Below are 19,340 nucleotides of genomic sequence, written 5' to 3' on the forward strand. Positions count from 1 at the left end.
GAGGGGGTTCTGGGGCAAGGGGGAGATCCTCCGACGTCCCCTCAGCCCAGGCAGCTGTCCCGTCTCATGCACGAAGCATCGGTGTGCACAGGATCCGAGACGGGTGTGGGGGCGTCGGATCCCGCGCCCTGAGACCGAGGCTCGGCCGCAGGGCTCCACAGAGCGTAAGCGACCGTTACCGATTTGTCACCTTCTCGGCGGGAAGAGACCGCTCTCCCGTTCGCCTCCGGTCACCGGATGCGGTAAGGGCCCGTACGGGCCGCTCCCAGGGAGACGCGGGTCAGACGACGAGGAAGATGTGCGCCGCGACCTCGTTGGGCAGCTCGATGCCCGCCTCGGCTCCGTCGATGCGCGCGAGCACGTAGCCGTTGAGGGCCGAGAACTCGCCCTCGGCACCGGGCACGACCCCGGCCTGCTTGAGCTGGAGGAGGAGCTCCGGATCGACCTGCGCCGGCTCGCCGAGGCGACGGACGACGCCGCGGCGGGGCTCGCTCGACCCGGCGACGAAGCGCGGCAGGCTGATGACGCCGTCGGCGAAGCGGGAGGCGGGGGTGTCGCCGAGCTCGTCCAGGCCCGGGATCGGGTTGCCGTAGGGCGACTCCGTCGGGTGGTCGAGCATCTCGAGAAGGCGGCGCTCGACCTGCTCGCTCATCACGTGCTCCCAGCGGCAGGCCTCCTCGTGCACGAACTCCCAGTCGAGCTTGATGACGTCGTGGAGGAGCCGCTCGGCGAGGCGGTGCTTGCGCATGACGTGGATCGCCTTGCGGCGGCCGTCGGAGGTGAGCTCGAGGTGGCGGTCGCCCGAGACGACGACGAGGCCGTCGCGCTCCATGCGACCGACGGTCTGCGACACGGTCGGCCCGGAGTGGCTGAGCCGCTCCGAGATGCGCGCGCGCAGCGGGATGATGTTCTCCTCCTCGAGCTCGAGGATGGTGCGCAGGTACATCTCGGTGGTGTCGATCAGATCCGTCATCTCAGCCTTCCCGTCTCGGCGCGCTCCACCCTAGTGGTCGCCACGACGCAGCATCGGTGCTGCGGCGCGACGCAGGCCTCCGTCGCTCGGAGGAGGGGTGCGGGCCGGGAACCCTAGTATTAACGCATGCCGGACCTCACCATTCCTCGCGAGCTGCTCCCCCACGACGGACGGTTCGGCTGCGGCCCGTCCAAGGTGCGGCACGACCAGCTCGCCCACCTCGCGACGCAGGGCGCGCACCTCCTCGGGACCTCGCACCGCCAGGCGCCCGTCAAGGACCTCGTCGGGCGCGTGCGGGAGCACCTCGCCACGCTGTTCCGAATCCCCGAGGGCTACGAGGTCCTGCTGGGCAACGGCGGCTCGACCGCCTTCTGGGACGCCGCGGCCTTCTCCCTCATCGAGCGCCGCGCCGAGAACCTCACGTTCGGCGAGTTCGGCCAGAAGTTCGCGGCCGCCGCCTCCGCGCCGTTCCTCGAGCCGGCCCACGTCGTCTCCGCCCCCGCGGGGTCCCGGAGCGAGGTCGAGGTCGTCGAGGGGATCGACGTGTACGCGTGGCCCCACAACGAGACGAGCACCGGAGTGATGGCCTCCGTCCGCCGGGTCCGCGGCGACGAGGGCGCGCTCACCGTCATCGATGCCACCAGCGCGGCGGGCGGCATCGACGTCGACATCGCCGAGGCCGACGTCTACTACTTCGCCCCGCAGAAGAACTTCGCCTCCGACGGCGGACTCTGGTTCGGCCTCTTCTCCCCCGCCGCGATCGAGCGGATCGAGCGCATCGCGGCGAGCGGCCGCTACATCCCCGAGTTCCTGAGCCTCAAGAACGCCGTCGACAACTCGCGCCTGAACCAGACGCTGAACACTCCGGCGCTCTCGACCCTCCTGCTGATGGAGTCGCAGCTCAAGTGGATGAACGCCTCGGGCGGCCTGGCCTGGGCGTCGGCGCGCACGGCTGAGTCCTCCTCCACGATCTACGACTGGGCCGAGGCCTCGAGCCTCGCCACCCCGTTCGTCGAGGTGCCCGAGCACCGCTCCCAGGTCGTCGCGACCGTCGACTTCGACGCCTCCGTCGATGCCGCTCTCGTCGCGAAGATCCTCCGCGCGAACGGGATCGTCGACACGGAGCCGTACCGCAAGCTCGGCCGCAACCAGCTGCGCGTGGCGACGTTCGTCGCGATCGAGCCGGACGACGTCCGCTCGCTGCTCGGCTGCATCGACCACGTCCTCGAGCGCCTGGCGGTCTGAGGCACGCCATGCGGCTGTGGCTGCGCGAGGAGGAGCGGCGGCCCGCGCCGCCGCCCTACGCGAGCGACGACGCGACGGCTCTGCTGGTCGGGTGCGTTGTCTGGGCGGTCGCGCTCGTGGCCGTGCTCGTGGCGACGGCCGTCGGAGCCGTCATCGAGCCGGTCGTCCTGTCGACCGTCGTGATCGGGCTGGTCCTCGGCACGATCGGGCTGTTCTACAGCCGCAACCGCCGCTAGACCGCGTCGGTCTCCATTCGAAGCCCGGTGCCGTCGGCCTCCGGCTCGAGACGGACGCGCAGGCCGGTGAACTCGCCGAGGCGCTCGACGTGGGTGCCGCCGCACGCGATCGCGGCGTCCCCCGCGGGGAGGGTGCAGCGCCATGTCCGCCGCGTGCTGAGGAGGTCGTCGTCGCGCTCGATGCGCACCTCCGCGTCCGAGGCGATCCACTCGGCGAGGAGGGCGTTCACCCGCTCCTGCACCTCGACGATCTCCGCCAGCAGGCGGGCGGTGTCCATCCCGCTGCGTCGGAGGGACTTGCCGAGGCGGTAGACGTCGGTGGAGCCGGACTCGCGGATCCGCGAGGTCTGGATCGCCGCCTGGTCGAAGTCCGGGTTGCCCAGGGCGTCGGTGCGCGCCGGCTTCGACCAGAACGAGGCCAGAGCGGCGTTGAGGGCGAGGGAGGCGAGGTGGCAGGCGGTGTGCCCGCGGGAGAGCTCGTGCCGGTGGTCCGCGTCGACCTCGACGTCGACCTCGTCGTCCACGTGGAGTGAGGAGGCGTCGTCGACGATGTGGACGACGACGAAGCTCCACTCCGGAGTGCCGAGCCGCGCCGGGAGCCGCTCGCCGACGTGCAGCTCGCCGCCCTGCCACGCCCCGATGCGGCAGTCGATGAGGGGATGCCGCTCCCCCGCCACGGCCAGCGCGCCGCGGTCGGGCCCCTGGTCGGGCCAGGTCGGGTCGACGGGGTGAGCGGAGGTCGCATCGAGGACGACCGCCCAGCGGCCGTCCTCCAGCCGGCCCACGTGCTGCACGCGCCCGGAGGAGCGCACGGCGCCGTCGGGATAAGCGATGCGGGTGTCGGAGTCGATGCTCATCGGGCGGCGCCGGACCGGATCAGCGGCGACGGCGACGGCGACGGGTGGTCGGGGCGGGAGCGGGTTCGGGCTCGACGTCGTCGGAGTCCTCGTCGTCCGAGTCGTCGTCCGGGTCGTCGTCGTCGGAGTCGTCCGAGTCCTCGTCGTCCGAGTCGTCGCCGTCGGAATCGTCGTCCGAGTCGTCGTCGTCGGAATCGTCGTCCGAGTCGTCGTCGTCGTCGACCGGATCGTCGTCGTCGTCCGAGTCGTCCTCGTCCTCGTCGGAGTCGTCGTCCGACTCGTCGTCGAGGTCGTCTTCCTCGGCGTCCTCGAGCTCGTCGTCGTCCGCGTCCTCGACCTCCTCGCCGAGCGCGTCCTGCGCGGTCTGGTAGTCGGCGAGACGCACGGACCACGGCACCCAGTCCGGAGCGAGGACCGCGCCCTCGCCCGGCAGCAGCTCGACCTCCAGGACGTTCACGTCCTCGGTCTCGTCGATCCGGGACAGCGTCGCCGTCCACAGCCAACCCGGGTACCCGCGCATGAGGTTCGCGAACTGCAGCGACACGACGTGCTCGCCCTGCGCCAGAGTCGTGACCAGCTCGCCGATCGTCCCCTCGGGGGCGATCTCGGCGAGCGCGGCGCGCGCGACATCGAGAGACCCGGCAAGCACGGCGTCCGCCTCGTAGACGGGCTCGGGAGCCTCGTCCGCGGCGGCCTCGTCCGCCTCCCCCGTGGAAGCGTCGTCGTCGGCTGACGTCGCGTCCGCCGCCGGTGCGCCATCGGCCTCGGAAGGTTCGTCCATGACGAGGGCGGAATCCTCAGCAGAAGTCGCATCCTCAGCAGGAGCCGAGTCGTCAGCAGGAGCCAGGTCCTGAGCAGGAGCCGAGTCCTCAGGTGTTCCCGCGTCGTCAGCAGGAGTCGAGTTGTCAGCAGTGGCCGCGTTCTCAGCAGGAGCCGGCACTGCAGCAGAAGCCGTGCCCGAGCCGGAGACTCCCGCCTCCGCGGCGACGTCGTCGGCCGGAGGAGTCTCCTCCGCAGAGGCGGAGTCCTCGCCAGAAGCCTCGGTCACCGGGAGGGCCGCGTCGCTCTCACCCTCGCCGGAGGGAGCCTCGTCGACAGGAGCCGCCTGGTCAGCGTCGGTCTCCTCGTCGGCTCCGCGCGCGTCCTCAGCGGAGGAGTCAGAATCGGCGGGAGTCGCGTCAGGCTCGGCGCCGGAGTCGCCCTCTCCCGAGGACTGCTCCACGCGAGCGTCCTCCGGGGTCGGAGCGGCGACGGTCTCCTCGACCGGGCCCTGCTCGTCGGTCGTGCCGTCGGCGTCAGGCATCCAGCTCGTCCGCAACCCGGCGCAGGAGCGCCGCGATCGTGCGCCCGTGCGCCTTGTCGGGGTAGCGGCCGCGCTTGAGCCCCGCGCCGATCCCGTCGAGCAGCTTGACCGTGTCCTCCACGATCACGGACATGTCGTCCGCGGACTTCCGGTTGAGCTTCACCAGGCTCGGCGGGGCGTCGAGGACGCGCGCCGAGAGCGCCTGCGCCCCGCGCTTGCCGTCGGCGATGCCGAACTCGAGTCGGGTGCCGGCCTTGACCGCGGTCCCGGAGGGCAGCGCGGAAGCGTGCAGGAAGACCTCCTGGCCGTCATCAGTGCTGATGAAGCCGAAGCCCTTCTCCTCGTCGTAGAACTTGACCTTGCCGGTAGGCATGCAGACCCCTCCTGGAAATGAAGCAGCCATCAGTTTAGTCGACCGGGGCCGCCCTATCCTTGACGGGTGAAGCCACAGGAGCCGGCGGGCGTCGGACGCGCGGAGCGCACGCTCGCCTACATGTTCATCGCGATCATCGTCGTGACGGTCCTCGCGTTCCTCGCGATCCTGGTCGCCCCCGCGCTCGGGATCCGCGAGTACGCCGGCCCGTTCTGGCAGTTCGTCTTCGCCGTGCCGCTGGTGGGCCTGCCCATCGCGTTCCTCATGATGATCGCGATGCTCATCGTGGGGGTCCGGCGCCGCCGCGCGCAGCCCTGATCGGACGCGCTCTCCTCCCGCCGCACCGCCTCCGATCCGGCGTTCCCCGCCGCCGAGCCGGCACCGAGCGCCCGGACAACCGACTCCCAGACTCCGTACAGCCGACGGCCAGATACTGTCCTGCATGGACGGACCCCGCATTCTCATCGTCGACGACGAGCCCAACATCAGAGACCTGCTCACCACGAGCCTCCGCTTCGCCGGCTTCGCCGTGCGTGCGGTCGGCAACGGGGCCCAGGCGATCTCGGCGGTCCTCGAGGAGGAGCCGGACCTGATCATCCTCGACGTGATGCTCCCGGACATGAACGGATTCGGCGTGACCAAGCGCCTCCGCTCGGCCGGGTACACCTCCCCCATCCTCTTCCTCACGGCGAAGGACGACACCGAGGACAAGATCACGGGCCTCACCGTCGGCGGTGACGACTACGTCACGAAGCCGTTCAGCCTCGACGAGATCGTCGCGCGCATCAAGGCGATCCTCCGCCGCACCATGCACGCCGAGGAGGACGCCGTCATCCGGGCCGGCGAGCTGACGATGGACCAGGACACGCACGAGGTCCTCGTCGGCGACGAGCCGGTGGAGCTCAGCCCCACCGAGTTCAAGCTGCTCCGCTACCTGATGCTCAACCCGAACCGGGTGCTCAGCAAGGCGCAGATCCTCGACCACGTCTGGGAGTACGACTTCAACGGCGATGCGGGCATCGTCGAGTCCTACATCTCGTACCTGCGACGTAAGCTCGACACGCATTCGGAGGAATCGCTCATCCAGACCAAGCGAGGATTCGGATACATGCTGAAGGTCGCGAAGGCCTAGCCTCCGCCACCTCGGCGCCACCTCCCGCCGGAGGCGCGGCGCCCGCCGATCCCGAGGGAGTTCCACCGCCATGCACCAGGGTCTGGCCGAGCGGTGGAACTCCATCTCGTTGCGCACGAAGATCACCGCGGTCACGGTCCTCCTGCTCACGCTGGGACTCCTCGTCTCCGGGATCGGGACGATGACGATGCTGAAGCCGCAGCTCGTCGCCCAGCTCGACGCGCAGCTGGCCGACCAGGTCCAGCGGACGGCGAGCGACCTCTCCGTCAACGACCTCGCCGCGATCGACGAGTCCAAGGCCGACTTCGGCGCCGTCTACGACCAGTACGGCACGCTCGACAACACGAACGCGTCCGGCGCGGCCGACCCCGCCTTCCCGCAGACCTTCACCCTCGAGCAGGCGCTGCAGGGCGGCGACAAGCCGATGGAGATCTGGAGCTCCAACGGCAAGGTCGAGTACCACGTCATGTCGACGGTGTTCACGAGGGGCACCGAGTACCAGACGCTCCTGCTCGCGGTGTCGACCCGCAGCGTCGACGTCATCATGACGACGTACCTCACGATCTTCCTCGGCTTCGGAGTCGCGATCGTCGTGATCGGCGCACTCCTCACCCGCCTGCTGGTCACCACCACCTTCGCCCCGCTGCGCGAGGTCGAGCAGACCGCCGCCGCCATCGCCGACGGCGACTTCAGCCAGCGCCTGGACGGCACGACACCCAACACCGAGGTCGGACGCCTCAACCGCTCCCTGAACGCGATGCTCGGGCGGATCGACTCCGCCTTCCGCGACCGCGCCCGCACGATCGACCAGATGCGCCGCTTCGTCGGCGACGCCAGCCACGAGCTGCGCACCCCGCTGGTCTCCGTCCGCGGCTACGCCGAGCTGTACCGGATGGGCGCTCTGCAGACGCCCGAGGCCGTCGGCCAGGCGATGGAGCGCATCGAGAAGGAGGCGATCCGGATGGGCGGCCTGGTCGAGGACCTCCTCGAGCTCGCCCGCCTCGACGAGACGAAGCCTCTCGCACTCGCGCCCGTCGATCTGATGCCGCTCGCCCGCGACGCCGCGATGGACGCGATGGCCTCCTGGCCCGACCGCGACTTCGGCGTCGAGACCCGCGACGACACCCCCGTGGAGACGCCCGCGCTCGAGCCCGACGAGGCCGGCGCCTCCGCCACTCAGACCATGGAGCTGACGAACCCCGGGCTCACCGGCCCGATCGCCGCGGCAGGAGCGAGGCTCGCCCGATTCCGCCGGCGTCCGCGCCGGGTCAACGCCGAGGAGATCGCCGCCGGCACCGCCACCGCCCCCGAGGAGCCGGGCGTGCCCGCGATGGTGATGGCGGAGGAGAACAAGATCCGCCAGGTCCTGACGAACCTGATCGGCAACGCCGTCCGCTACACGCCCGAGGACACTCCGATCGAGATCGGCGTCGCCGTCGACCGCTCCCGCCGCCTCGCCCTGCTGGAGGTCATCGACCACGGCGAGGGCATCCCGCCGCAGATCCGCGAGAAGATCTTCCAGCGCTTCTGGCGCGCGGACACGTCGCGGACCCGCGAGACCGGCGGCAGCGGCCTCGGACTGGCGATCGTGTCCTCGATCGTCGCCGCGCACAAGGGCCGCGTGGACGTCGTCGAGACGCCGGGCGGAGGCGCGACCTTCCGCGTCGCGCTGCCGCTGCTCACGGTCGGCCAGAACGGCGAGACCTCCCCCGCCTCGGTCTGATCCGCACCGCCGCCCGTCTCCCATCGGGGGGCTCTTCGGCCCGAGCTCTCCCGTCGACGTCCGCGAGCGGCACAGATCGATCCGCTCGAGCGACCGTGACCTCGCCGACCCGGCCCGCACGGCCGCGCACGGCTCACTCTCTCCTCTTGGGGACCAACGGGCGGCGAGCCCGCCCAGACCGCTGGAGATGAGACCCGACGCTCGACGGATGCCGCGTCACCGGATCCTGCGGCATCGCCGTCCGCATCCGTTCGGCCGAAGACATCTCCGCCCTGACCCCGGACGTCGCGACCCGCACCGGCGCACTCCACGCGCTTCTGGTGCCGGTGTCCGCTGAGGAGACCGAGGCGGCGCGGAGGGCGGTGCCACCGCAGGAGGACCGCCGTTGTGGTCGCGGGGCCGGTCCACGACCGCCTGCCGGCGGGGTCCCCCGCTGCTCGCTCAGATGCCTCCGGAAACGCCGAAGGCGGCTCCCCCGGAGGGAAACCGCCTTCTGCGTGGTGGGGGGACGGACTAGAAGTCCATGCCTCCGGTGGGGTCGCCGCCCGCGGCGACCGGGTTCTTCTCGGGCTTGTCGGCGACGACGGCCTCCGTGGTGAGGAAGAGACCGGCGATCGACGCCGCGTTCTGCAGAGCGGAGCGCGTGACCTTGACCGGGTCGATGATGCCCGCGGCGATGAGGTCGACGTACTCGCCGGTCGCGGCGTTGAGGCCGTGTCCGGTGGGCAGCTCGCGGACCTTCGCAGCGACGACGCCGGGCTCCATGCCCGCGTTGAGGGCGATCTGCTTGAGCGGGGCGTCGATGGCGACCTTGACGATGTTCGCGCCGGTCGCCTCGTCTCCGACGAGCTCGAGCTTCTCGAAGGCGAGCTTGCCGGCCTGGATGAGGGCGACGCCACCACCGGCGACGATGCCCTCCTCGACGGCGGCCTTCGCGTTGCGGACGGCGTCCTCGATGCGGTGCTTGCGCTCCTTGAGCTCGACCTCGGTCGCCGCTCCGGCCTTGATGACCGCGACGCCGCCGGCGAGCTTCGCGAGGCGCTCCTGGAGCTTCTCGCGGTCGTAGTCGCTGTCGGTGTTCTCGATCTCGCCGCGGATCTGGGCGACGCGGCCGGCGATGGCCTCGGCGTCGCCGGCACCCTCGACGATCGTGGTCTCGTCCTTGGTGATGACGACCTTGCGGGCCGAGCCGAGCAGGTCGAGGGTGACGTTCTCGAGCTTGAGGCCGACCTCCTCGGAGATGACCTGGCCGCCGGTGAGGATCGCGATGTCCTGGAGCTGCGCCTTGCGACGGTCGCCGAAGCCGGGGGCCTTGACGGCGACCGACTTGAAGATGCCGCGGATCTTGTTGACGACCAGGGTCGCCAGCGCCTCGCCGTCGACGTCCTCGGCGATGATCAGCAGCTGCTTGCCCGCCTGGATCACCTTGTCGACGACCGGGAGCAGGTCCTTGATGTTCGAGACCTTGGAGTTGACGATGAGGATGTAGGGGTCCTCGAACACCGCCTCCTGACGGTCGGGATCGGTCACGAAGTACTGCGACAGGTAGCCCTTGTCGAAGCGCATGCCCTCGGTGAGCTCGAGCTCGGTGCCGAAGGTGTTCGACTCCTCGACGGTGACGACGCCCTCCTTGCCGACCTTGTCGATCGCCTCGGCGATGATCGCGCCGATCTCGGGGTCCGCGGCGGAGATGGAGGCGGTCGCCGCGATCTCCTCCTTGGTCTCGATCGCCTTCGCGCCGGCGATGAGCTCGGCGGTGACGGCCTTGACGGCCTTCTCGATGCCCTTCTTGAGGCTGATCGGGTCGGCGCCGGCCGCGACGTTGCGCAGGCCCTCGCGGACGAGCGCCTGAGCGAGGACGGTCGCGGTGGTGGTTCCGTCGCCGGCGACGTCGTCGGTCTTCTTGGCGACCTCCTTGACGAGCTCGGCGCCGATCTTCTCGTACGGCTCGTCGAGCTCGATCTCCTTGGCGATGGAGACGCCGTCGTTCGTGATGGTGGGAGCGCCCCACTTCTTCTCGAGGACGACGTTGCGGCCGCGCGGGCCGAGGGTCACCTTGACCGCGTCGGCCAGAGTGTTGAGTCCACGCTCGAGGCCGCGGCGGGCTTCTTCGTCAAAAGCAATGATCTTGGCCATGTGTGTTTCTCGTCCCTCCCGGACGTCGTGAAATGTCTGTGCTGGCACTCGACCGGAGCGAGTGCCAAGGTCGATTCTGGCACTCGCGGTGGACGAGTGCAAGCGACCGGCACGCGCTCCGACACGAAGGAGCCGCCGCCCGCACGAGGCGGACGACGGCTCCCGGGAGGCTCGGCGGTCAGGCCGGGCGGACCGATTCGGCCTGGGGGCCCTTCGACCCCGTGCCGACCTCGAACGCGACCTGCTGCCCCTCCTCGAGGACCTTGTACCCCGACATGTCGATCGCGGAGTAGTGGACGAAGACGTCCTGTCCGCCGCCGTCGACCGTGATGAAGCCGTAGCCCTTCTCAGCGTTGAACCACTTGACGGTTCCGTTCGCCATCTCTGTACTCCCCAGTGCTGTGATGCCCGCGGCACGAGCGATGTGCTGGTGCCTGGTCAGGAATACTAATCCGGCTATCGGCCCCGGGAGGGGCTGGAAAGGGCCTCACGGGGAAGAGTTGCCCGGGATTCAACACGGAGGAAACGTGCCCGTAACAGAGGGCCCCGATCAGCCCTGCTCGGACGCGTAATCGGCCCCCAGGACCACGACGACGGAGCCCGTCTCGACGAAGTCCTGCGAGAGCAGGACGGTCCCCGTTCCGAGCGAGTCGACGAGACCGAGGGCCGCTCCCTCGAGCGCCGGGTCGGTGAAGTAGACGGTCGTGGCGGCGATGTCCTCGGTGTTCGCGTTCGCGACGGTCGGGACGCTCCAGCCGGCCGTCGTCAGGGCGTCGCCGGCGCTGGCGGCGAGTCCGACGGTGGCGGTGCCGTTGAGGATGGCGACGGCGAGCTCGGGATCGAGCGTCGCGGCAGCGGTCGGAGTCGCCTCCGCGGTCGCGGTCGGCGGAGTGAACACGTCCGTGAACTGCACCCGGTCGTCGATGACCAGCAGCCCGATGAAGCCGAGCAGGACGATGACTCCGGTGGCGAGCGCGGCCCAGGCGAGCGCGACGGCGCGGGCGTGAGGGGCCGGCGGCCGGCGGTGGGCGCCGACGCGCGCCTCCGTCGCCGGGACCTCGTCGAAGCGGTCTCTCGGGTGCGTGTTCGACATCGGGGGTACGGCCGGCCTTCCGTTGGTGGACTCGAGCAGCTCGTCTACTCGAGGCGCCCGAGGCGTCGCGAGGCGCGGGCGCCGGCGCGCTGGTCGCGGATGCGCTGCAGCCGCGTGACGAGCATCGGGTCGTGCGCGAGGGCGGCCGGAGAGGCGAGCACCGCGCTGAGCACCTGATAGTAGCGGGCGGCCGACAGTCCGAACTGGGAGCGGATCGCGTCGTCCTTGTCCCCGGAGCGGGCCGTCCACTCGCGCTCGAAGGCGAGCACCCGCAGCTCGCGCTCGGACAGACCGGTGCCCGGCCTCGGGTCCGTCGTCCTGCTCATCCCCCCAGGGTAGGCAGGCCCACGGCCGCCGCCGGGGAGGCGCTCCGAACACCTCGTGACCGTGTCGCGGCATGGAGGCGGGGAGTCTCCTCCACAGCCCGCGGAGGCGGAATGGAGCCGTCGCCCCGGGGGTTGGACCAGGTGGAGGGGCGCGACCGCCCCCGTACACTGACGAGGATTCCGAGGGAGACCCATGTCGTCGTATTCCGTGAACAAGTCCGACGCCGAGTGGCGCGAGGAGCTCGACCGCGACCAGTACGCGGTCCTGCGCGAAGCGGCCACCGAGCGCCCGTGGACCGGCGAGCTGCTCGACGAGCACCGCTCCGGCCTCTACACCTGTGCCGCCTGCAACGCCGAGCTCTTCAAGAGCGGCACCAAGTTCGACTCCGGCTGCGGCTGGCCGAGCTTCTACGAGTCCGTGAACCCGGACGCGGTCCAGCTGATCGAGGACAGCACCCTCGGCATGGTCCGCACCGAGGTCCGCTGCGCGAACTGCGGATCCCACCTGGGACACGTCTTCCCCGACGGCTTCGGCACGCCCACCGGCGACCGCTACTGCATGAACTCGATCGCCCTGAACTTCCAGGCCGAGGGCGAGTGACCGTGTCCTCCTCCCCCGTGCTCGAGGCCGTCCTCGCGCGCCGATCGCGCTCGAAGGTGACGCCGGAGGCTCCGGGGCACGACGAGATCGCGGCGTTCGTCTCGGCGGCGTCGCGTCTCGCCGATCACAGCTCGCTGCGCCCGTGGCGGGTCATCGAGATCCGCGGCGCCGCCCGCGACCGGGTCGGCCGCAGCTTCGCGGTCGCCTCGGGGGCGAAGAAGGACCCGCGGAAGTACATCGAGAAGACGCACCGCGCCTCCCTGCTGCTGGCCGTCGTGGTCAGCGTCAAGAAGTCGAAGGTGCCGGCCTGGGAGCAGGAGGCCGTCGCCTCGGGCGTCGCCCACCTCCTGAGCCTGCTGCTCGACGAGGCGGGCTGGGGTGTCTTCTGGCGCACCGGCTCCTACACGCGCGACAAGGCCGTGCGGAAGGCGCATCGCCTCGAGAAGGGCGAGGAGCTGCTCGGCTGGCTCTACGTCGGCCGTCCCGACGGGAAGATCGGCGGCCCCAAGCGTCCCGCTCCCGCCGAGCGGCACCTCAGCATCCTCGAACCGTGAGACGCGGCGGGCCCCGATCCGGGCGGATCCGGGGCCCGCGATAGGGTGGCCGGGCGCGCGAGCGCACCTGCCGACGTGGCGCAATTGGTAGCGCACCCGACTTGTAATCGGGCGGTTACGGGTTCAAGTCCCGTCGTCGGCTCAGGAGAGAAGAAGGCCCCGACCGCTGTGTGCGGTCGGGGCCTTCTGCATGCGCGGGGCTCGTGCGCGTCCGGGGCTCAGCCCGCGGCGGCCGGAGTGGGCTCGGAGGAGGCCGGAGCCTCGGTGGAGACCGGGGCGTCGCTGGGAGCGGGGGTCTCGGTCGACGCGGGCGTCTCGGTCGACGCGGGGGCCTCGGTCGAGGCGGGCGTGTCGCTCGGCGCCGGGGTCTCGGAGGAGGTGGGCGCGGGAGTCGCCGACGAGTAGGAGTCGGCGGCGGCCGAGAGCACGAAGGAGCTGAAGGCGTCCGGGTCGGTCAGCGAGCCCGAGTACGCCTCGCCGTTGACCAGGACGGTCGGGGTGCCCGTGACTGCGGGCACGTCCGTGCCGGGCAGCGGACCCGAGGTGGCGCGCTCGGTCGCGGCGCGGACCCAGCTCACGAAGCTCTGGTCGTCGATGCAGGTGTTCACGGCCGCCGTGTCCTCGACGCCGGCCTGCGAGGCGTAATCCTTCAACTGGTCGTCCGAGAGTCCGTCGGTCCCCTCCGCCGGCTGGTTGGCGAACAGCAGGGAGTTGAAGTCGAAGAACGAGTCGGGCGAGCGGTCCGCGACGCACGCGGCGGCGTTGGCCGAGCGCTCCGAGTACTTGGTGCCGTTGGAGCGGGTCGTGAGGATGGCGATCGGGTGGATCTCGACCGTCGCGGCACCGCTGGTCACCCACTCCTTGATCTGGTCGCCGTTGGTCTTCTCGAACTGGCCGCAGTAGGGGCAGAGGTAGTCGAGGTAGACCCGGATGTCGACCGTGCCGGCCGAGGTGTCGAGCGCGCTGGGGGTGGGCGTCCCGTCGGCGGCGACGGCGCCGCTCGTCTGCGCGACCATGTTCTCGCCGATGACGACACCGTCGCTCGCCATGTTCGCCGGGCCCGGGCCCGCGGGGCGGATGCTCGAGGTGACGGCGAAGACCACGATCACGACGACCGCGATCACGACGGCGGCGAGCCCGCCCTGCAGGGCGAAGCGGCTCACGCGGTCGCGGCGCTTCTGCTGCTCGCGCAGGCGGCGCGCCTTCTCTCGGGCGGCCTCTCGTCGCTGGTTCTTCGAGAGACGGTCATTGGCTCCGCCGGTGGTCATGACAAGAACGCTCCGAATGAGAGAGGGGGAAGAAGGGGGTCGCCGGGCGCGACTCGCCGGAATCCTACGCGCGAGCCCTGGGAAACCTCCAAACGACGGATACGCGGTGCCCGACCGACGACTGTCGGCCCCGTGGCATACTGTGACGGTTGGTCGGAGTCGCCCACGCGATGATGACCATCACTTCCATTCACTCGGATCGTCCGGCACGTACCTGCCGGTGAAGGAGCAAGAACAATGGCGTCCGTAACTTTCGACCACGCGTCCCGCGTCTACCCCGGGGCCACTCGCGCCTCCGTCGACAAGCTCAACCTCGAGGTGGGCGACGGCGAGTTCCTCGTCCTCGTCGGCCCCTCCGGCTGCGGCAAGTCCACCTCGCTGCGCATGCTCGCCGGCCTCGAAGAGGTCAACGAGGGCCGCATCCTCATCGGCGACCGCAACGTCACGGACGTTCCGCCGAAGGACCGCGACATCGCGATGGTCTTCCAGAACTACGCGCTGTACCCGCACATGTCGGTCGCCGAGAACATGGGCTTCGCGCTCAAGATCGCCGGCGTCAACAAGGACGAGCGCGCCGCGCGGGTCCTCGAGGCCGCGAAGATGCTCGACCTCGAGCCCTACCTGAACCGCAAGCCGAAGGCGCTCTCCGGTGGCCAGCGCCAGCGCGTCGCGATGGGCCGCGCCATCGTCCGCAAGCCCCAGGTCTTCCTCATGGACGAGCCGCTGTCGAACCTCGACGCCAAGCTCCGCGTGTCCACCCGCACCCAGATCGGCACGCTGCAGCGCCGCCTGGGCATCACCACGGTCTACGTCACCCACGACCAGACCGAGGCGCTCACCATGGGCGACCGCATCGCGGTCCTCAAGGACGGCCTCCTCCAGCAGGTCGGCTCGCCCCGCGACCTGTACGAGAACCCGAACAACGTCTTCGTGGCCGGCTTCATCGGCTCGCCCGCGATGAACCTGTTCCACGCGGACGTCACCGACGGCGGCGTCAAGTTCGGCGACACCGTCCTCCCGATCGCCCGCGAGGCGCTCGCGAAGACGAGCCAGAAGGTCGTCACGCTCGGCGTGCGCCCCGAGGACGTCACCGTCTCGACCCAGCCCGGCGGACTGCCGATCGAGGTCGACCTCATCGAGGAGCTCGGCTCGGACGGCTACCTCTACGGCCACACCGAGGTCGAGGGCCGCCGCACCGACATCGTCGCGCGCGTCGACGGCCGCGTGCACCCCACCGCGGGCGACCGCGTGTACGTGACCGCGAACCACCGCGTGCACATCTTCGACGCGGAGTCGGGCGAGCGCCTCTCCTGAGCCTCCTCCTGCACCGCACGCTGCCGCCGTCCCCTCCAGGGCGGCGGCAGCGTCGTCTGCGGCTCCCCCACCGTCCGACACGCGACACGAACGGCGCACCATGTCCGGCTCCCTGAACATCACCTCGGCCACCGTCGACCCGGCCCTGCTCGACCTGCCGTGGAACCTGCGGCTCGACGACTGGCCCGACGAGTACATCGCCGCCCTGCCGAAGGGCATCTCGCGGCACACGGTCCGCTTCGCCCACCTCTCCGGTCACGTCGTCGCCGTCAAGGAGACGACCGCCGAGATGTCGCGGCGCGAGTACGAGATGCTGAAGACGCTGCAGCGCCTCGACGTGCCGTGCGTGGTTCCGGGCGCGGTGATCACGAACCGCACCGACGACGAGGGCGAGGCCCTGCCCGCCGTGCTGGTCACCCGTCACCTCAAGTTCTCGCTCCCCTACCGGGCGCTCTTCTCGCAGACGCTGCGGCCGGACACGGCGACCCGTCTGGTCGACGCGCTGGCGCTCCTCCTGGTCCGCCTGCACGTGATCGGCTTCTTCTGGGGCGACGTCTCGCTCTCGAACACTCTCTTCCGGCGCGATGCCGGCGCCTTCGCCGCCTACCTGGTCGATGCGGAGACCGGGCAGCTCTACTCGGGCGGCCTCTCGAACGGCCAGCGCGAGAACGATCTGGAGATCGCCCGCGTCAACATCGCCGGCGAGCTGCTCGACCTCGAGGCCGGCGGTCGCGTCGACGACGACCTCGACCCGATCACGGTCTCCGACGGCATCGTCGCGGCGTACCGCAGCCTCTGGAAGGAGCTGACCGGTGCCGAGTCGTTCGCGACGTCGGAGCGCTGGCGGATCAACGACCGCGTGAACCGGCTGAACGAGCTGGGCTTCGACATCGAGGAGCTCGCGATCAAGACCGACGAGGCCGGGTCGACGGTGCGCATCCAGCCGAAGGTGGTCGACGCCGGCCACCACCAGCGGCGGCTGCTCCGTCTCACCGGGCTGGACGCGCAGGAGAACCAGGCGCGGCGCCTGCTCAACGACCTCGACTCGTACACGGCGACCTACGACAAGCAGGGCCTGGACGAGGAGATGGTGGCGCACGAGTGGCTGGCGCAGGTGTTCGAGCCGGTCATCCGCTCGATCCCCCGTGATCTCAAGGGCCGCCTGGAGCCGGCCGAGATGTTCCACCAGCTGCTCGAGCACCGCTGGTTCATGTCGCAGCAGCAGGCGCGCGACGTCCCCCTGGCGGAGGCGGTCACCGCCTACGTGAACGACATCCTGCGTCACCGCCGCGACGAGGCGACGGTCATCGCTCCTCCCACCGAGGCGCTGACCCTCCCGAACCTCGTCCTCGACGAGTCCGGCGACGCCGAGCTCACCGACGAGGACGCCGACGTCGACTGGACGAAGAACGTCTGACCCCCCACCACCGCAAGAGGGCCCGTGCCATCAGCACGGGCCCTTTTCGCATTCCCCCGGCTCGCTCGCCGCAGGCGGCGCCCCTGACATCCAGACCCGTAGCGCGGGTGCCGGCGTGGTGAGCTGCAAGGCGGAGGAGGAAGCGATACCGGCGGTATCGCGCCCGACGACAACGCGGCAGATCGCCGCGCCGGCGCCCGCGCGGTGAGCTGCAAGGCGGAGGAGGAAGCGATACCGGCGGTATCGCGCCCGACGACAACGCCGCAGATCGCCGTGCCAGCGCCCGCGCTACTCGGAGGCGGAGCGGAGTTTGGAGATCTCGTAGAGCGCGACCGACGCCGCGATCCCGGCGTTGAGGGATTCGGTGGCGGAGCTGATCGGAATGGAGACGACGGCGTCGCACTGCTCGGTGACGAGGCGGGAGAGGCCCTTGCCCTCGCTGCCGACGACGACGAGGAGCGGCCGGTCGGCGAGTTCGAGGCCGGGCAGCATCACGTCGCCGTCGCCGTCGAGTCCGATGACGAAGACGCCGGCGCGCTTGAAGTCCTTGATCATGGCGGTGAGGTTGGACGCCATCGCGACGGGGATGCGCGCGGCGGCTCCGGCGGAGGTCTTCCAGGCGGCGGAGTTGAGGCCCACGGAGCGGCGCTGCGGGACGATGACGCCCTGGCCGCCGAACGCGGCGACGGAGCGGATGATCGCTCCGAGGTTGCGCGGGTCGGTGATGCCGTCGAGGGCGACGAGGAGGGGGACCGCTCCGCGGGAGACGCTGCGCTCGAGCAGGTCGCTCGGGTGGGCGTACTCGTAGGGCGGCACCTTCAGCACGAGGCCCTGGTGCACGGAGTCGGGGCCGGCGAGGCGGTCGAGCTCCGGGCGCATGACCTCGAGCACGGGAAGGCCGCGGGCGGTGGCGATCTTGAGCGCCTCCTTGACCCGGTCGTCCATCTCGATGCGGGTCGCGAGGTAGAGGGTGGTGGCCGGGATGCTGGCGCGCAACGCCTCGAGGACCGAGTTCCGGCCCGTCACCATCTCGAAGTCGTCGCCGCTCTTGGGCTTGCGCGACGGAGCGGGGCGCCCCTGTCCGCGGGCGGCCGCGGAGAGGGCTCCGCCGGGGCGGCCCTTGCCGCCTGCGGCGACGAAGCGCTCGCGCGCGAGCTTCGCCTTGCCTGCGGGGTGGTAGGGCCGGTCCTCGGCCTTGGGCGTGGGCTTCTTGCCCTCGAGGGCCTGACGGCCCTGACCGCCGGAACCGACGGCCTTGCCCTTGCTCTTCTTTCGGACCGCTCCGGGGCGGCCGGGCTTATTCGCCATCGAGACTCCAATGCGCACCCGTCTGGGTGTCTTCGATCGTGATTCCCGCCGCGGCGAGATCGGTTCGGATGCGGTCGGCGCTCGCCCAGTCGCGCTGCTCGCGCGCGGTCTGGCGTTCGGCGACCAGGCGGTCGACCAGCACGCTGAGCGCGCGGTACGAGGGTTCGTCGTCGGAGCGCGCCCACTCGGGCGCCTCCGGGTCGATGCCGAGCACGGCCGCCATCGCGAGCACCTGGGTGCGCAGGGCCGAGACGGAGCCGAGGTCCTCGGCGTCGAGGGCGGCGTTGCCGGCGCGCACGGTCTCGTGCAGGACGCCGATGGCCTGCGGGACGGACAGGTCGTCGTCCATCGCCTCGGCGAACTCCTCCGGGACCACCGGCTCGCCGAGCGCGGCGAACCGCGTGCCGTCGAGGCGGCGGCGGGAGCGCTCGAGGAAGCCCTCGATCCGCTCCAGCGCCGCTTCGGCCTCCTCGAGGGCCCCGTCGTGGAACTCGAGGGTGGAGCGGTAGTGGGCCGAGCCGAGGTAGTAGCGGACGACGAGCGGGCGGGCCGCCTCGAGCAGCTCGGAGGCGAACACCGAGTTGCCGAGCGACTTGCTCATCTTCTGGCCGATGACGGACACGAGACCGTTGTGCAGCCAGTAGCTGGCGAAGGCGTGGCCGGCGGCGCTGGACTGGGCGAGCTCGTTCTCGTGGTGGGGGAAGCGCAGGTCGAGCCCGCCGCCGTGGATGTCGAACTGGGTGCCGAGGTACTTCGTCGACATCGCGGAGCACTCGATGTGCCAGCCGGGGCGCCCGGCGCCCCACGGCGAGGCCCAGGCGGCCGACTCGGGCTCCTCCGCCTTGGCGCCCTTCCAGAGAGCGAAGTCGTGCGGGTCGCGCTTGCCGCGCGGGTCGGCGTCGGTCGCCGCCTCCATGCTCTCGAGGCGCTGGTGGGTGAGCGAGCCGTAGTCCGGCCAGGACCGCGTGTCGAAGTAGACGTCGCCGGAGTCGTCGGGCGCCGGGTAGGCGTGACCGCGCTCGATCAGGGTCTGGATGAGGGTGATCATCTCGGCGATGCTCGCGGTCGCGCGCGGCTCGTAGGTCGGCGGGAGGATGCCGAGGGCCGTGTACGCGGCGGTGAACTCGAGCTCGACGCGGTAGGCGAGCGCCCACCACTGCTCGACCGGCGCGCCCTCGGGCACCCGACGCCGCGCGTCCTCGGCGATGGCGAGGATCTTGTCGTCGATGTCGGTGACGTTGCGCACCAGGGTGACCTGGAAGCCGCGGTACGCCAGCCAGCGGCGCAGCTGGTCGTAGGCGAGGGCGGAGCGCAGGTGCCCGATGTGGGGCGAGGACTGAACGGTGGGTCCGCAGACGTACATCCCGACCTCGTTCTCGCGGAGGGGGACGAAATCGACGAGGGCCTGGGCCTTCGAGTCATGCAGTCGCAGAGTCACGCGGGCGAGTTTACCGGGCGGACCGCTCCCGGCCGGGTCGGCG

At 70.7% G+C, this 19,340-nt stretch carries 20 protein-coding genes and 1 tRNA gene; 10 read left to right on the top strand and 11 right to left on the bottom strand.

The window, feature by feature from the left end; translation table 11 throughout:
- Positions 1-280 precede the first annotated feature (280 nt).
- Positions 281-973, bottom strand: coding sequence for a metal-dependent transcriptional regulator (locus tag C5C50_RS10095; protein WP_104224606.1), 693 nt, complete (start codon positions 971-973; stop codon positions 281-283).
- A gap of 126 nt (positions 974-1,099) precedes the next feature.
- Here C5C50_RS10095 and serC point away from each other — a divergent pair, with 126 nt between their 5' ends.
- Positions 1,100-2,218: a phosphoserine transaminase gene (gene serC / locus C5C50_RS10100; RefSeq protein ID WP_104273390.1), complete on the top strand. Its 1,119-nt coding sequence runs from the start codon at positions 1,100-1,102 to the stop codon at positions 2,216-2,218.
- 8 nt (positions 2,219-2,226) lie between these two features.
- Positions 2,227-2,454, top strand: coding sequence for a DUF2530 domain-containing protein (locus C5C50_RS10105; protein WP_104224604.1), 228 nt, complete (start codon positions 2,227-2,229; stop codon positions 2,452-2,454).
- Here C5C50_RS10105 and C5C50_RS10110 read toward each other — a convergent pair.
- From C5C50_RS10110 to C5C50_RS10120, 3 genes are read right to left on the bottom strand one after another with little or no spacing between them, the layout of a single operon-like run.
- Positions 2,451-3,311 (bottom strand): metal-dependent hydrolase, encoded by an 861-nt coding sequence (locus tag C5C50_RS10110; protein ID WP_104273391.1) that lies wholly within the window; start codon positions 3,309-3,311, stop codon positions 2,451-2,453. The two genes, C5C50_RS10105 and C5C50_RS10110, sit on opposite strands and share 4 nt — an antisense overlap.
- A gap of 19 nt (positions 3,312-3,330) precedes the next feature.
- On the bottom strand, positions 3,331-4,614 hold the full coding sequence (locus C5C50_RS17315) for a DUF3027 domain-containing protein (RefSeq protein WP_258067731.1): 1,284 nt from the start codon (positions 4,612-4,614) through the stop codon (positions 3,331-3,333).
- The gene (locus C5C50_RS10120) at positions 4,607-4,987 is read right to left on the bottom strand and encodes a cold-shock protein (protein WP_104224602.1); all 381 of its coding nucleotides are present in this window, start codon (positions 4,985-4,987) and stop codon (positions 4,607-4,609) included. The genes C5C50_RS17315 and C5C50_RS10120 overlap by 8 nt, the downstream gene beginning before the upstream one ends.
- A 66-nt stretch (positions 4,988-5,053) precedes the next feature.
- On the opposite strand from C5C50_RS10120, the gene C5C50_RS10125 reads away from it, so the two are divergent.
- From C5C50_RS10125 to C5C50_RS10135, 3 genes are all read left to right on the top strand, one after another.
- Positions 5,054-5,305, top strand: a complete 252-nt coding sequence (locus C5C50_RS10125) for a hypothetical protein (RefSeq protein ID WP_258061220.1) — start codon at positions 5,054-5,056, stop codon at positions 5,303-5,305.
- A gap of 124 nt (positions 5,306-5,429) precedes the next feature.
- Positions 5,430-6,119, top strand: coding sequence for a response regulator transcription factor (locus tag C5C50_RS10130; protein WP_055787731.1), 690 nt, complete (start codon positions 5,430-5,432; stop codon positions 6,117-6,119).
- A 70-nt stretch (positions 6,120-6,189) separates the two neighbouring features.
- Complete coding sequence (locus C5C50_RS10135; protein WP_104224601.1) at positions 6,190-7,842, top strand: HAMP domain-containing sensor histidine kinase; 1,653 nt, start codon at positions 6,190-6,192, stop codon at positions 7,840-7,842.
- A gap of 513 nt (positions 7,843-8,355) precedes the next feature.
- Here C5C50_RS10135 and groL read toward each other — a convergent pair.
- The 4 genes from groL to C5C50_RS10155 form a co-directional block, all read right to left on the bottom strand.
- Positions 8,356-9,978 (bottom strand): chaperonin GroEL, encoded by a 1,623-nt coding sequence (gene groL / locus C5C50_RS10140; RefSeq protein ID WP_104224600.1) that lies wholly within the window; start codon positions 9,976-9,978, stop codon positions 8,356-8,358.
- Between the two features lie 178 nt (positions 9,979-10,156).
- Entirely contained in the window at positions 10,157-10,360 is a 204-nt protein-coding gene (locus tag C5C50_RS10145) for a cold-shock protein (protein ID WP_104224599.1), read from the bottom strand.
- A 168-nt stretch (positions 10,361-10,528) separates the two neighbouring features.
- Positions 10,529-11,071 (bottom strand): LytR C-terminal domain-containing protein, encoded by a 543-nt coding sequence (locus C5C50_RS10150; protein WP_104266885.1) that lies wholly within the window; start codon positions 11,069-11,071, stop codon positions 10,529-10,531.
- 44 nt (positions 11,072-11,115) lie between these two features.
- Positions 11,116-11,397 carry a DUF3263 domain-containing protein gene (locus tag C5C50_RS10155; protein WP_104224597.1) on the bottom strand — a complete coding sequence of 94 codons (282 nt, stop codon included), beginning with the start codon at positions 11,395-11,397 and terminating at the stop codon, positions 11,116-11,118.
- A gap of 193 nt (positions 11,398-11,590) precedes the next feature.
- Here C5C50_RS10155 and msrB point away from each other — a divergent pair, with 193 nt between their 5' ends.
- From msrB to C5C50_RS10170, 3 genes are all read left to right on the top strand, one after another.
- A complete protein-coding gene (gene msrB, locus C5C50_RS10160) occupies positions 11,591-11,998 on the top strand; it encodes a peptide-methionine (R)-S-oxide reductase MsrB (RefSeq protein ID WP_104255437.1) in 408 nt (135 codons plus the stop codon).
- Positions 11,995-12,552 (top strand): nitroreductase family protein, encoded by a 558-nt coding sequence (locus C5C50_RS10165; protein ID WP_104226480.1) that lies wholly within the window; start codon positions 11,995-11,997, stop codon positions 12,550-12,552. The genes msrB and C5C50_RS10165 overlap by 4 nt, the downstream gene beginning before the upstream one ends.
- 69 nt (positions 12,553-12,621) lie before the next feature.
- Positions 12,622-12,694: transfer RNA gene (locus C5C50_RS10170), tRNA-Thr, on the top strand.
- Between the two features lie 76 nt (positions 12,695-12,770).
- On the opposite strand, the gene C5C50_RS10175 is transcribed toward C5C50_RS10170, so the two are convergent.
- A complete protein-coding gene (locus tag C5C50_RS10175; RefSeq protein ID WP_104224594.1) occupies positions 12,771-13,820 on the bottom strand; it encodes a thioredoxin domain-containing protein in 1,050 nt (349 codons plus the stop codon).
- 237 nt (positions 13,821-14,057) lie between these two features.
- On the opposite strand from C5C50_RS10175, the gene C5C50_RS10180 reads away from it, so the two are divergent.
- Positions 14,058-15,134: an ABC transporter ATP-binding protein gene (locus C5C50_RS10180; RefSeq protein ID WP_104224593.1), complete on the top strand. Its 1,077-nt coding sequence runs from the start codon at positions 14,058-14,060 to the stop codon at positions 15,132-15,134.
- A 100-nt stretch (positions 15,135-15,234) separates the two neighbouring features.
- Positions 15,235-16,551, top strand: coding sequence for a DUF4032 domain-containing protein (locus tag C5C50_RS10185; protein ID WP_104226481.1), 1,317 nt, complete (start codon positions 15,235-15,237; stop codon positions 16,549-16,551).
- A 288-nt stretch (positions 16,552-16,839) separates the two neighbouring features.
- On the opposite strand, the gene rlmB is transcribed toward C5C50_RS10185, so the two are convergent.
- Positions 16,840-17,859 carry a 23S rRNA (guanosine(2251)-2'-O)-methyltransferase RlmB gene (gene rlmB / locus C5C50_RS10190; RefSeq protein WP_104224591.1) on the bottom strand — a complete coding sequence of 340 codons (1,020 nt, stop codon included), beginning with the start codon at positions 17,857-17,859 and terminating at the stop codon, positions 16,840-16,842.
- Positions 17,849-19,297, bottom strand: a complete 1,449-nt coding sequence (gene cysS / locus C5C50_RS10195; RefSeq protein ID WP_104247688.1) for a cysteine--tRNA ligase — start codon at positions 19,295-19,297, stop codon at positions 17,849-17,851. Before cysS ends, rlmB begins: the two co-directional genes overlap by 11 nt.
- Positions 19,298-19,340 lie beyond the last annotated feature (43 nt).

Source organism: Rathayibacter sp. AY1D9 (assembly GCF_002932395.1).
Classification (GTDB): domain Bacteria; phylum Actinomycetota; class Actinomycetes; order Actinomycetales; family Microbacteriaceae; genus Rathayibacter.